At 59.5% G+C, this 13,335-nt stretch carries 10 protein-coding genes and 2 tRNA genes; 4 read left to right on the forward strand and 8 right to left on the reverse strand.

Features of this window, described 5'->3' with window-relative positions:
* Positions 1 to 144 precede the first annotated feature (144 nt).
* From ACM6IQ_RS18900 to ACM6IQ_RS18910, 3 genes are read left to right on the forward strand one after another with little or no spacing between them, the layout of a single operon-like run.
* Positions 145 to 909: a MarR family transcriptional regulator gene (locus ACM6IQ_RS18900; RefSeq protein WP_414879527.1), complete on the forward strand. Its 765-nt coding sequence runs from the start codon at positions 145 to 147 to the stop codon at positions 907 to 909.
* 1 nt (position 910) lies between these two features.
* Positions 911 to 1,609, forward strand: a complete 699-nt coding sequence (locus tag ACM6IQ_RS18905) for a hypothetical protein (protein ID WP_414879528.1) — start codon at positions 911 to 913, stop codon at positions 1,607 to 1,609.
* A complete protein-coding gene (locus ACM6IQ_RS18910; RefSeq protein ID WP_414879529.1) occupies positions 1,606 to 2,277 on the forward strand; it encodes a PP2C family protein-serine/threonine phosphatase in 672 nt (223 codons plus the stop codon). The genes ACM6IQ_RS18905 and ACM6IQ_RS18910 overlap by 4 nt, the downstream gene beginning before the upstream one ends.
* Positions 2,278 to 2,399: 122 nt before the next feature.
* Here the strand turns inward: ACM6IQ_RS18910 and ACM6IQ_RS18915 are convergent, their stop codons facing one another.
* From ACM6IQ_RS18915 to ACM6IQ_RS18930, 4 genes are all read right to left on the reverse strand, one after another.
* Entirely contained in the window at positions 2,400 to 3,695 is a 1,296-nt protein-coding gene (locus ACM6IQ_RS18915; protein ID WP_414879530.1) for an AcvB/VirJ family lysyl-phosphatidylglycerol hydrolase, read from the reverse strand.
* Positions 3,695 to 6,337 carry a bifunctional lysylphosphatidylglycerol flippase/synthetase MprF gene (gene mprF / locus ACM6IQ_RS18920; protein WP_017336777.1) on the reverse strand — a complete coding sequence of 881 codons (2,643 nt, stop codon included), beginning with the start codon at positions 6,335 to 6,337 and terminating at the stop codon, positions 3,695 to 3,697. Before mprF ends, ACM6IQ_RS18915 begins: the two co-directional genes overlap by 1 nt.
* A gap of 277 nt (positions 6,338 to 6,614) precedes the next feature.
* A tRNA-Met gene (locus ACM6IQ_RS18925) sits at positions 6,615 to 6,691 on the reverse strand.
* Between the two features lie 206 nt (positions 6,692 to 6,897).
* Positions 6,898 to 6,974, reverse strand: a tRNA-Met gene (locus tag ACM6IQ_RS18930).
* Positions 6,975 to 7,275: 301 nt separating this feature from the next.
* Between ACM6IQ_RS18930 and dinB the strand changes: the two genes are divergently transcribed.
* Positions 7,276 to 8,337, forward strand: coding sequence for a DNA polymerase IV (dinB, locus tag ACM6IQ_RS18935; RefSeq protein ID WP_414879531.1), 1,062 nt, complete (start codon positions 7,276 to 7,278; stop codon positions 8,335 to 8,337).
* A 92-nt stretch (positions 8,338 to 8,429) separates the two neighbouring features.
* Here the strand turns inward: dinB and ACM6IQ_RS18940 are convergent, their stop codons facing one another.
* The 4 genes from ACM6IQ_RS18940 to ACM6IQ_RS18955 form a co-directional block, all read right to left on the reverse strand.
* Positions 8,430 to 9,383, reverse strand: a complete 954-nt coding sequence (locus ACM6IQ_RS18940) for a hypothetical protein (RefSeq protein WP_017336779.1) — start codon at positions 9,381 to 9,383, stop codon at positions 8,430 to 8,432.
* A gap of 17 nt (positions 9,384 to 9,400) precedes the next feature.
* Entirely contained in the window at positions 9,401 to 11,116 is a 1,716-nt protein-coding gene (locus ACM6IQ_RS18945; RefSeq protein ID WP_414879532.1) for a proline--tRNA ligase, read from the reverse strand.
* 130 nt (positions 11,117 to 11,246) lie between these two features.
* Complete coding sequence (locus tag ACM6IQ_RS18950; protein WP_017336781.1) at positions 11,247 to 12,806, reverse strand: AmpG family muropeptide MFS transporter; 1,560 nt, start codon at positions 12,804 to 12,806, stop codon at positions 11,247 to 11,249.
* 43 nt (positions 12,807 to 12,849) lie between these two features.
* On the reverse strand, positions 12,850 to 13,230 hold the full coding sequence (locus tag ACM6IQ_RS18955; protein ID WP_238588318.1) for an MGMT family protein: 381 nt from the start codon (positions 13,228 to 13,230) through the stop codon (positions 12,850 to 12,852).
* Positions 13,231 to 13,335: the final 105 nt, after the last annotated feature.

Raw genomic sequence — 13,335 nt, forward strand, 5'->3', positions numbered from 1 at the left:
ACTCTCCTCTCTGTTGGCGAATTGGCAGATGATCTGCAGGTTCCTCAGCGATAACTGATTTCTAAAAAACTTGACGGCCCAATATTTTCAATGAGACAAGTGTCCACGTTTTATGGAATGTGGACACTTGGGGTTTCTAGTTTCATGAAGAGTCAAGACATATTGCTTTTGTTCAAGATGGCCAGCCTTCACGCCCAGGAAGAGAATCTTTTTGGGAGGATGGAATCTCAATCGAATTCCAATACGGTTGAGGAATTGCTGAGGCCCACGCAGATAAATCTGAGGGCAGGGGGGCGAGTGGGGCAGCCGCTAGTGACTTACCCCGCTGATGGTGAAGAAGCTGTATTCCGCCGCCAGGAGTTCGACTCATCCTTGGGCGAGGATAATGGGTGGGAAGGGTGGTTAGAGCCGGTACCTTCTGCGCCGCTGACGAGCTGGAGTGAAGGTTATTCATTGCGTGCGTTGTCTGCGTCTCTTGGGCTAAGCAAAAGCGAAATTTCAAATTCGATAGCCAGATGTCGCGAGGCTGGATTGCTGACCAATGACTACGACACCGGACTTGCGAAAGTTAATCGGCGAGAGCTGCTGAAAATCACCGAGCATGCTTTGAAATACTTTTTCCCCGTGAAGCCGGGCGCAATGGTTCGCGGCATTCCAACAGGCTTCGCAGCACCAGCGCTGTCCAAAAGCATCAAGAGCGCTGGCGGGCTGATTCCGGTTTGGCCTGATCCACTCGGAACTGAGCGTGGCCAGGCGATAGAGCCGCTCTACAAAACCGTGCCGGAAGCGGTCAAGAAGGATAGGACCCTTTACCATTACCTTGCGCTTGCTGATGCGATCCGTCTTGGCGGTCCGCGAGAGTGTGGCGTGGCGATTAACATTCTAAAGGCAGGGATGGGGCTCAAATAGCATGTCATCAAACGCTGATCACATCTTTGAGCTCATCGAGTTTGTTGCAGACGGATTGGGGGAGGAGTTTCTCGCTGAGGTTGCCTTCGTCGGCGGCTGCACTACGGCCATGCTGATTACTGACGCTACTGTGCTGGATGACATTCGTTTCACGGATGATGTTGACTTGGTGATCGAACTGGCAGGTATTAGCGCCTGGCAACACCTCACAGAACGGCTGGCAGCCAAGAACTTTAAGATCACCGGTGAGGATGAAGTCAACTGTCGTTTCCGCTTCAACGACGTTGTGGTTGACGTGATGCCTTCCGACCCCGCTGTTCTCGGATATGCCAACCGTTGGTTCGTGGAGGGGCTGTCGAGGGCCGATAGATTTACGTTGCCCAGCGGTACGGTCATCCAGATATTTAAACCGACCTACTTTCTTGCGACGAAGCTAGAGGCCTTTTGCGGTCGCGGTCAGGGCGACCCGTACCACAAAGACGTCGAAGACATCATCATCTTGATTGATGGTCGTACAGAGTTATTGGAAGAAGTTCGCCAAGCTGAGACTGAGCTCAAGAACTTCATCACGACTGGAATTCGAGAGCTCACGGCGCTCAGTGGAATCGACTACGTGATTGAAAGCTCGGGCTCGGTGCAGGCGAATCCGGGTAGAGGACGAATCATCCACACGCGCATGAAGGATCTGGGCAACGCATGAAATACAACACCAGATCAGTAATAGGACGAGCCAGGAAAACCAATCATGACTACGCTGGAGCTTTCTGCGACGGCGACAGAGGGCTGTTCGTCATCACGGACGGAACGTCAAAGCCCGGCAGTGGGCAACTGGCCGAGCGCTTCGTAAAAGGTGTTTTAGAGGCCTACCCGAAACACATGGCGCAGGGGACTGATATCCCTGAGCACGGAGCAGTTGAGCGGGCACTTGGTTCAGTGCTGGCTGAGCTTCACTCCACTTTGTTTGTGGACCAGACAGGGACCACGTGTTACCTGGTCGGTCTCGCGGCTCATGGGAAGCTCACGCTTGCCTATGAGGGTGACTGTTCGTGCGGTGTGGTGACACCGGCAGGCACGATCGAGTGGATTACGCCGCCCCACTGCAAGGCGAATTGGAGGCGGGACCGTTCGCATCGTGAGCTGGCGCAAGATCCGGCTCGAAACTGGATAACCCGATGCCTGAAAGTTGATCGTGTCCCGAACCCTGACTTTGTTTTCCACCCATTGGCCGCCGGTGAGCGACTGGTGTTCGTGACCGATGGATTCTGGGCCGAGTTGACTGAGTCGCAGCAAAGCAGCTTGCTGGCAGCACCTTATGGCGACTTTTATGCTGTTGAAGATGACGTCACATGGATAGATGTTCAGCTTTAGTCTTGGAAGCAAAGAACATCGACATAAAGTCCGGCTAGCTGAGAGCGCTTCATTTTCGTACATGTAAAAAAAGCCCCCGCTACCATTGGGTAGCAGGGGCTTTTTGTTGGGCGGGGTTCAAATCACTCCTGCGCCGCCTCTTCCTTCGCCTGACGCTTCTCAATCACTTCCACCAACCGCTGGGCCAGTTTCGGGTAGTTCTCGTCGAAGTGGTGGCCACCGGGCAGTTTGATCGCTTCGCCCACGGCGGTCTTGTCGGTGCAGCCGCTTTCGTCGGTTTCTTCTTCACCGTAGATGCACACCACTTTCTCGGCGGGCAGCTTGGCCATTTCCGGGCCGGTGGCGGCTTCTTTGCCGGCGTTGCCGAGCCAGCCTTCGACTTCGATCTCGAAGCTGCCGGTGCGGGCGAAGGCCAGCAGGATGATTGCGTCGACGCGTTGCTGTTCCGAGGCTTCCAGGCGGTTGTAGATCGCCGGCAATACGTCAGCACCGAACGAGTAGCCGGTCAGGATGAAGCGCTTGGTGCCCCATTTCTGCCGGTAGTGCTGCATCAGTTCGGCGAGGTCCAGGGCGCTTTGCTCCGGGCTCTTGTGCTGCCAGTAGTAGCGCAGGGTGTCGATGCCGACCACCGGGTAGCCGATCTTGGCCATCTCGCCCGCCACGTCGCGGTCGAGGTCGCGCCAGCCACCGTCGCCGGAGAGGAACAGGGTGACCGTATCCTTGGCCTGGCCGGCCGGCACTTCAACCACTGGAATCTGCAGGCCGCCAGCGGCTTTGTCGCCACCGACGAGGAGCTTGCGCAGTTCGTTGTTCAGCACTTGTGGCAGGTTGATGTCGTAGTCGCTAATGCTGGTTTCGGCGTTGGGTTGGTCGCGTACGAAACCGGCGCTGGTGTCGTCCGGGTTGTCGTTCCACGCCACCAGCCAGTGGCCGTGAGCGGCGCTTTTCGGCAGCAGGTGGGTGCAGCCGGGTTTTTCCAGGGCCAGGTCCACCGAAACGGCCTGGGACTTGTCGTCCTTCTGCTCGGACAACCAGCGCCACGCCAGCACGGCGCCAGGGCCGATGCCGCTGACCAGGGTCGCCGGGCCTTTGAGTTCTCTCAGGCCCGCTTGCAGGGCGCGGCTTTGCAGCAGGCATTCCTTGGGCAGGATCACTTGAACGATCTGCGCCGAACCGCTGCGGCTGAGGGTCATCAATTGCTTGTCGCTGAGTTTCTGGTCTTCATTGACCGCCACCAGCACCTGGGCGCGGGGCGTGTTGCCGGGAATGACACGGGTCATCGCCGCGCCGCCGGCCGGTGTCAGCTGTTCCAGGGTCGGTTCTGGCGCCGGACGTTTGAGGTACCAGTAACCGCCACCGAGAATCAGGGCCAGCACTACCAGTGTGGCCAGTACGTACCGCAGGGAGCGTTGAATCATCAGCGTTTCACCAATCCAGTCAAGCCGCCCGCAATCAGGGCAGCAGTGTCGGCCAGGGCAACCAGCGGATCGAGTCCGGCGGGCACGGCCATATAACGGGGTTCCCAGTCAGGCTGGAACTTGTCTTTGAAGCGGCGCAAACCTTGGAAGTTGTAAAGCTGCTCACCACGGCGGAAGACCATCGAGCCCAGGCGCTGGGTCAGCGGTGCACCGCGACGGGGTTGCAACCCCGACAGCGGCACCATGCCCAGGCTGAAACGCGCGTATCCATGATTTTTATAATGTTGAATCAGGCCGACCATCATGAACTCCATGGTCAGCTTGGGGGCATCCGGGTGCGCGCGCATCAGGTCGAGGCTGGCCAGGTCGTGGCCGTAAGTCTCGAGCAAGTTGGCGAACGCTACCGGACGCCCTTCGAAACGAATCACCGCGACGCGGAAATGCTTGAGGTAGTCATCGCTGAAACGGCCGAGGGAGAAACCTTTCTCGCGCACGTTCTTGCCGGTCAGCCAGGCATCGGAAATCACCTTGAGCTCATCCATTGGCGCATGTCCTGGTTCATGGATCTCCAGCGACAGGCCATCGCGGGTGCCACGGTTCCAGGTGTAGCGCAGGTCTTTCATCTCCTTGCCCTTGGCTTCGAGATCAAAGCGCTGCAGATCGACCCGGGCTTCTTCGCCGAGCTTGATCGCGGTCAGGCCGATGTCCATGTAGTACGGCAGGTTTTCCGCGCGGACCTGATAGAACACCGGCCGGGCGTGGTGGATGTCGCAGAGGTCGCGGAACTGCCAGATCATTTCGGCCCGTTGCTGGGTCGGGCCGATCGGGTCGTACAAGGCCACGAGGCTACGCCCACGGCGGGCGTACATCAGGAACGCCTCGTCGTTGGGGTGGAACAGTAGCGCCTTGTCACCGGTCAGGGCGAGGCCACCATCCGGTTGTGCGGAAGCCATCAGGATTTTTACCGCGCGGTCCAGCTCATCCGGCGTCGGCAGGTGAATCACCGGGCGCGCAGTGCGCAGCAGCCAGGTCAGGGACACCACCACCAGCAGCACGGCGGCGCCCAGCAACGAGCGCAAGCCACGCGGGGCGTCGGCGTCGAGTGTGAACTGCCACCAGAGTTGATGGCTGTACGGAACGTCCTGATAGGCGAACAGCAGCAACCAGATCGACGCACCGAGCACGCACAGGCTCGACACCAGATACAGCGGCGAAAACGGCAATTCAGTCAATCGGCTCGGGCGATAGAACGAGCGGCGGAAAACCCCCAGCAGGCTCGCGGTCAGGGTCATCAGGCAGGCTTCTTCCCAGTCGAAACCTTTGAGCAGCGAGAGCACGGCACCGACCAGCAACAGAATGGTGGTGAGCATCCAGGCGGCCGACAGTCTGCGGCGCAGGCCCTGAGCCAATAGCAGGCAGAGCACGCCGACGAGGCTGGCGCCGAAGTGCGAGGCGTCGACCAGTCGATGGGGAATCAGAAAACCGATGTGTTCCAGGCGCGTGTCGATTTCCGGAGTTACGCCGGAGAACAGCAGCACCACGCCAGACAGGAACACCAGCACCGCCAGAATCGGCGCGGCCAGGCCGGACGCGGCGCGCAAAGACTGACGCGTCTGAAACAGGCGCTGGCCTTCGTTGATGAGAAGCAGCAGACAAGCCACCAGCAGCGGCAGCACCACGTAGATCAGGCGATAGAGCAGCAGTGCGGCGGCCAGTGGTGCAGCGCCGAGTTTGTCGGCGAAGGCGGCCAGCAGAATCGCTTCGAATACCCCGACACCGCCGGGCACATGACTGAGCACGCCTGCGGCCAACGCCAGCAGGTACACCAGCAAGAACGCACCGAAGGGCGGCGCTTCCGGCAACAACAGATACAGCACCGTTGCGGCGGCAGCGACGTCAAGGGCGGTAATGATCAGTTGCAGGAACGTCAGGCGGCGGCCCGGAAGGCGCAAGGTGCGACGACCGACCTTGACCAGCAGGTTGTCCGCATAAGGCTGCTCCGGCAGGCGACGACGGTAGATCCCGACCGCCAGTACGATAAACAGCAGCAGCACGGCGGCAGCGATCACACCCAGCAATATCTCGGAGAGACCGAGGGCGGCGGACGCGGCTGGCAGGTTGCTCAGTGTCGCGAGGGCGGCCAGCGGGGGCAGGGCGCAGCCAAGCGAGAGACTGGCGAACAGCGTCATGTGCGCGACTTCGGAAGCCCCCAGGCCATGACGTGCATATAAACGATAGCGAACCGAGCCCCCCGAGAGCATCGACAGACCGATGGCATTGCCGATGGCGAATGCCGTGAATCCGCCGAGGGCAAGAATTCGCGGCGCCAGCGTTACGCCGGCATAGCGGCTGGCCGACCATTCATAGCCGAGCAATATGATGAAGCCCACGACCGTCGCTGCCAGTGCGCCCAACAGTGCCGGTTTCGGTACTTCAAGAATCGAGTCGTGCAGAGCGTACAGATCGAGTTCGCTCAGCAGATGGCGACAGGCAATCAGCGCGATCGCGAACAACAGCAGGGTGACCGCCAGGCCGATGGGCTGGCGATACTTGCTGACCTGATCAAGCAAGCGCAAACGCTCGGGCTTGATGGGTTGTGTCGCTGTGACAGTGTCTTGTGGATCAGACGAGTTGGCGCGCATCAATCACCTCTTGGATTGTGCGCGACAGGATGGGGGTATCCAGCCAAGTTACCAATCCCTGTAGAAAAAAATAATCACAAATATTAACGCCTCTCGCCGGGTGTCGGCGATGGCAGGTCATCCGTCGTGGAGGATTCCGTCTGCGATCCAGCATAGTCTGATCTCAGCGCTACAGGGATCCCGAACACTTCCCCACAGAGTGACAGGTCATTGTTGCGAAAGGACTTTTTCAACAGATACAAAAAAGGCCACTCTTTCGAGTAGCCTTTTTTGATGTTGGTTGCGGGAGCCGGATTTGAACCGACGACCTTCGGGTTATGAGCCCGACGAGCTACCAGACTGCTCCATCCCGCGTCTGTGTGGCGGCATTCTATAGAGATACGCCTGTGTGTCAACCGTTAATCCGGAACCGGGTCAAATAAGCGTGAATAAGCGGCGAACGGTCGCAGGGGAGCGCTAAGTTTCGGAAGCAGAACGATTTCTCGGTTCTGGTGAAAAGAGGGGGCAAAAACAGGCGCGCACAAAAAAGGCCACTCTTTCGAGTAGCCTTTTTTGATGTTTGGTTGCGGGAGCCGGATTTGAACCGACGACCTTCGGGTTATGAGCCCGACGAGCTACCAGACTGCTCCATCCCGCGTCTGTGTGTCGGCATTCTACAGAGGATCGCCGGGCTGTCAACCTTCAATCTGGATAAAACCTGTTCTGGTTCAATCGGTTAGCTTGAAAGAACGCCAGTGTAATCGGCTGGGAGTCAGGCGTGGCAAGGCTTCCAGCTCTATCGCAGGCGGTCTTTCGATTGAGAAAATAAATTCATCTGCGACTTTTCCTACGGGCAGGAAAGAACATTCAGACTACTGGTGCTATATACAGGTGTCAGTGAGATACTGCCAATCCGGCCTGCCATGTCTCCTTTTCTACGCCATGAACACCGCTTTCATATGACCCAGCGAAAAATCATCCACGTCGATTGTGACTGCTTCTACGCTGCCATCGAGATGCGTGACGACCCGCGCCTGGCCGGAAAACCGTTGGCGGTGGGCGGGTCGGCGGATCGGCGCGGAGTGATTGCCACCTGCAACTATGAAGCGCGAGCATATGGCGTGCGTTCGGCGATGTCTTCCGGGCACGCCTTGAAGTTGTGCCCGGACCTGACCATCGTCAAGCCGCGCATGGACGCCTACCGAGAAGCCTCGAAGGAAATTCACACGATCTTTCGCGATTACACCGACCTGATCGAGCCGCTTTCCCTCGATGAGGCCTACCTCGATGTGTCGGACAGTGCGCACTTCGGCGGCAGCGCCACACGAATTGCCCAGGACATTCGCCGACGGGTGTCCAATCAGTTGCACATCACGGTTTCGGCCGGCGTGGCGCCGAACAAATTCCTGGCCAAGATTGCCAGCGACTGGAAGAAACCCAATGGTTTGTTCGTCATTACGCCGGATCAGGTCGAGGACTTTGTCAGTGGCTTGCCCGTGAGCAAGTTGCACGGCGTGGGCAAAGTGACGGCCGACAAACTGGGCAGGCTCGGCATTGTCGATTGTTCGCATTTGCGCGAGTGGGACAAGTTGGCGCTGGTGCGTGAATTCGGCAGCTTTGGCGAACGACTTTGGAGTCTGGCCCGTGGGATCGATGAGCGGCTGGTGCACAACGACAGTCGGCGGCAATCGGTCAGTGTCGAAAACACGTATGACGTGGATCTGCCGGATCTGGTGAGCTGCCTGGATAAATTACCGGAGTTGCTGGAAACCCTGGCGGGCCGCATGGCTCGGATTGACGACAGTTATCGACCGGGCAAGCCGTTCGTCAAAGTGAAGTTTCATGATTTTACCCAGACCACCCTTGAGCAGGCCGGGGCAGGGCGGGACCTGGGGAGTTATCAGTTGTTGCTGACCCAGGCGTTCAATCGCGGCGGAAAGCCGGTGCGGTTGTTGGGGATTGGGGTCAGGCTGGAGGATTTGCGCGGCGGGTTTGAGCAGATGGAGTTGTTTGAGCGATAACCTCTAAAAACAAAAGATCGCAGCCTTCGGCAGCTCCTGCGGAGGAAAAATACCGCGTAGGAGCTGCCGAAGGCTGCGATCTTTTAGGGGACTTAATTCGGTCCCGGATCCGCCACCAATCGCCCGGCATCCTTGGTCAATGACTTGAGGAATTCAGTCTGCAACTCCGGATCGTTGCGAGTCAGCTCGATCAGGCTCTGTTCCAGCTCGCTGGCTTCTTCTTCCAGGCCCAGCTCCGACAGGCGTTTGACCCGGTGGACCCACTGGCTCACTTCGTCGTCTTCAAGATCGTCGTAAATCAGCCCATGGGCTTCAAGCAGTTTGCCGCGCAACGAGCTGCTGACCGCCAGGGTTGAGTCGGTATGCACATCGTCCTGACCATCTTCGACCTTGATCAGCAGCCGGCTCAGATGGTTGATGTCATGTTCGGCGAACGGGCTGTCCAGCAGGTTCAGGCGCAACACACCGTTTTTGTCGGTGCTCAGCTCGAACGTTTCCTTGCCGGCCTTGACCTCCACCGGGCGCTCACTCCACGGCAGGCTCGAGTATTCCGTGCGCTTGTCGAGCTGGACCTCGTCGATACCCGCCAGGTTCTGCTGCGCACGACCGTGCGACGGCGCGTTCATGAACGGATTTAGCCCGGCAAAACCGTAACTGAACCAGTCCTTGGTCACGCTATCCGGCAAATTGCCGAGGGTGAACACGTTGACCACGTTCGCGCCGACACCAGCCACCACGGCCACCGCGCCCAGCGGGATCTCGTAGATCTCCCGCCAGGGTTGGTAAGGCGTGTAGCGGTCGTAATGCCGCGTGACTTCGAACTCGGTGACTTCGAAGGTCTTCTGCTCGTGGATTTTCACCCGGCGTTGCGGCAGCTCAAGCACCTTGGGCTCACCGACATCGATCTGCAGGCTGTGGTCGAGCAATTTGCGCTCGACACGTTCCTCGTGCTCGCTGCGTTGCGACATGTGATTGGCGCAGCCGCTGACCAGCAGGGTGCCGCACAGGGCGGCACCACCGAGGCCTAAGGTGTTTCGCTTGAACATGACTTCTCTATCTGGTGTCAGCGGCGGATACGGGCCTGGAGGAAGGACAGCACGTCAGCGACCGGCAGCGCTTGCGCCTCGGGCTCGGTGCGGCTCTTGTATTCCAGATTGCCTTCGGCGAGGCCGCGGTCACTGACCACGATCCGGTGAGGAATGCCGATCAGCTCCATGTCCGCGAACTTGATGCCCGGGCTGGTTTTCTTGTCGCGGTCGTCCAGCAGCACTTCGAAGCCGGCCGCAGTCAGTTCTGCATACAGCTTGTCGGTGGCTTCGCGAACCTGCTCGGTTTCGTAGCGCAGCGGCACCAGGGCAACCTGGAATGGCGCCAGTGTGTCGCTCCAGATGATCCCGTTCTCGTCGTTGTTCTGCTCGATGGCGGCGGCCACCACGCGGGAAACGCCGATGCCGTAGCAACCCATTTCCAGGGTGACCGGCTTGCCGTTCTCGCCCAGCACTTCGCACTTCATCGCCTTGCTGTACTTGTTGCCCAGCTGGAAGATGTGCCCGACTTCGATGCCGCGCTTGATTTCCAGGGTGCCTTTGCCGTCAGGGCTAGGGTCGCCCGCCACGACGTTGCGCAGGTCGGCAACGGTCGGAACCGGCAGGTCACGCTCCCAGTTCACGCCGAAGTAGTGCTTGTCATCGATGTTCGCACCGATACCGAAGTCGCTCATCAGCTCGACGGAACGGTCGATGATGATTGGCAGCGGCAGGTTCAACGGGCCGAGCGAGCCGGCACCGGCGCCAATCGCGTCACGCAATTCGTTTTCCGACGCCATGACCAGCGGGCTGGCAACGCCTGGCTGGTTGGCGGCCTTGATTTCGTTCAGCTCGTGGTCGCCACGGATGATCAAGGCAATCAGCTTGCCTTTCTCTTCGGCGTGCACCACCAGGGTCTTGATGGTCTTTTCGATCGGCAGATTGAATTTTTCCACCAGCGCGGCGATGGTTTTGGTCTCTGGCGTGTCGACCAGGCGCAGCTCTTCAGCCGGCGCCGGACGGGAGGTTTCCCGTGGCACGGCTTCGGCCTTCTCGATGTTCGCGGCGTAGTCGGAACCGTTGCTGAAGACGATGTCGTCTTCGCCGGATTCGGCCAGTACGTGGAACTCGTGGGAGCCGGCGCCGCCGATGGAGCCGTTGTCGGCTTCAACAGGGCGGAATTTCAGGCCCAGACGGGTGAACACGTTGCAGTACGCCTGGTGCATGCGGTCGTACGTGACCTGCAGCGAAGGCTGGTCAGCGTGGAACGAGTAGGCGTCCTTCATGATGAATTCGCGGCCGCGCATCAAACCGAAGCGTGGGCGGATTTCGTCACGGAATTTGGTCTGGATCTGATACAGGTTGATCGGCAGCTGTTTGTAGCTGCTCAGCTCGTTGCGCATCAGGTCGGTGATGACCTCTTCGTGGGTCGGGCCGGCGCAGAAGTCGCGACCGTGGCGATCCTTGAAGCGCAGCAACTCAGGGCCGTATTCTTCCCAGCGACCGGATTCCTGCCACAACTCAGCCGGTTGAGTACTCGGCATCAACACTTCGAGAGAGCCCGCGGCGTTCATTTCTTCACGAACGATGGCTTCGACCTTGCGCATCACTCGCAAGCCCATCGGCAGCCAGGTGTACAGGCCCGAGGCGAGTTTGCGGATCATGCCGGCGCGCAGCATCAGCTGATGGCTGATCACGACCGCATCGGAAGGCGTTTCTTTCTGTGTGGCGAGCAAAAATTGACTGGTGCGCATGGTTGGCCGTTGTCGGTTGCTGATGACGAGAAATGACGGAGCATTGTACGGGCGAGATCTGCTGGCGTACAGGCGTGCGGTCGGTGGTGTGGCTCGAGGGCAGGATTCTCCACGCCCTCGGCGAAGCGTCCTACGATTCTTCCGCGACCTGGGTCGGCACCGGTTCTGGCGTCGGTGTCGGGCCTTCGCGGCGGTTCTCCTGGAACCAGTGCAGGGCGATCAACAGCAGTGTCGGAACACCCAGCAACGCGGTGATCAGGAAGAAATTGTGATAGCCGAACTTTTCCACCATGACCCCGGAATAGCCGCCGATCAGGCGTGGCAGCAGGAGCATGATCGAGCTGAGCAGGGCGTATTGGGTGGCCGAGAACTTGAGGTTGGTCAGGCTCGACAGATAGGCGACGAACGCCGAGGTCGCCAGGCCCGAGCTGAAGTTGTCGAGGGAAATGGTCAGGATCAGCATGTTCAGGTTGGCGCCCATGTCGGCGAGCATCAGGAACAGGATGTTGGTGCCCGCTGACGCCACGCCGCCGATGAACAGGATCGGCAGGATGCCGAAACGCACGATCAGCAGTCCGCCCATGCCGGCGCCGACCAGGGTCATGATCAGGCCGAAGATTTTGCTGACGCTGGCAATCTGATCCTTGGTGAAGCCTTGGTCGATATAGAACACGTTGGCCATCACGCCCATTACCGTATCCGACATCCGATACGTGGCGATCAGTCCGAGTAGCAGCAGTGCCTGCCAGCGGTAACGCAGAATGAAGTCGTTGATCGGGGTGAGTACGGGCGCGAGGCCTCGGCGGCCTATGGCCGAAAGGCACAGCGCGGTGAGCGTGGTGTAGAGAATCGCCCGCAGGAACGCGCGATCTTCCAGCAGCAGGTCGAGCAGGCTCGTGCCTTGGAACAGCACGCTGGCGAAGTCGGTGTTGTAGAGCTGGGTAAACATGGCCGGCACGGACACCAGCAGCACGATCAGCACGAACACCGAGGCCAGTTGATGCGCAAAGCTGTAGCGCCCGGCCTGGAGTTGCGTGCGTAACGGCACTGGCGGTTCACGCATGAAAAACGAGGTGAGCAGCGCCGGAACCATCAGGGCACCGAACAGCAGGTAAGTGCCGGCCCATGCCGAATGCTTGTAGTTGAAACCGGTGGAGCCGAAGCCTTCGGCAAAGAACAGGGCGCCGGCAGTGGCCAGCAGCGCCGCGATCCGGTAGCCGGACATGTAGCTGGCGGCGAGGGCGGCCTGACGGGTGTCGTCGGCGATTTCCAGGCGATAGGCGTCGACCGCGATGTCCTGCGTCGCCGAAGCGAAGGCTACGACCACGGCGATTGCGATCAGCCAGGACAGATGTTTTTGCGGGTCGCAGAAACCCATCCCGATCAGGCCGAGGATTACCAGTGCCTGGGACAGCACCAACCACGAGCGACGGCGACCGAGCTTGCCAAGCAAGGGCAGGCGCCATTGGTCGAGCAGCGGCGACCAGACCCATTTAAAGGCGTAGGCCAGGCCGATCAGGCTTGCATAGCCGATGGTTTCGCGAGCCACACCGGCTTCACGCAACCAGACCGACAGTGTCGAAAACACCAGCATGTAGGGCAGGCCGGCGGCGAAACCAAGCAACAACAGCACAAGTGTTGAGGGGCTGGCATAGGCGGCGAGCGCGGCGCGCCAGGTTTTACGGGGCATGGGCTGAAGTCTGCCTCAAGATTACGGAAACAAAGCGCGCACTCTAACCGCTGTGCTCTACCGGGCGCCAGCCATGGCGCTGAATATCAACACGATTGTTCAGGACACTGATCCCTTCGGAGCGTAATCGCGCGCGCTGCTCATCCCCTGAGGGACTGCCCACCGGCAGGCTGATTCGACCGCCGGCGCCGAGCACGCGGTGCCAGGGCAGTTTGGTGTCGCCGGGCAACTGGCTCAGGGTACGACCGACCCAGCGCGCCGCGCGGCCGAGTCCTGCCAGTTCGGCCAGCTGACCATAACTCACGACTTTGCCCTCGGGCACCTGCGCCAGGGTCAGATAGAGCGCCGTGCGTCGGATTTGCGCGGCACTTTCTGTTTCGAGGGTGGGGTCAGTCACGTTCGGGCTTCCTGAAGAGGTTCGCATTACCGTCTGTAGAGTAAATCCTTGATCGCTTACTGAGAAATGAACTCGGTGGGAATAGTCGTGTCAGTCCAAGCTAGGGCCTTGTTCCTTGGGATAATGCCGACT

Origin of the sequence: Pseudomonas sp. IT-P100, assembly GCF_949767185.1 — a bacterium.
Lineage (GTDB): Bacteria > Pseudomonadota > Gammaproteobacteria > Pseudomonadales > Pseudomonadaceae > Aquipseudomonas > Aquipseudomonas fluorescens_B.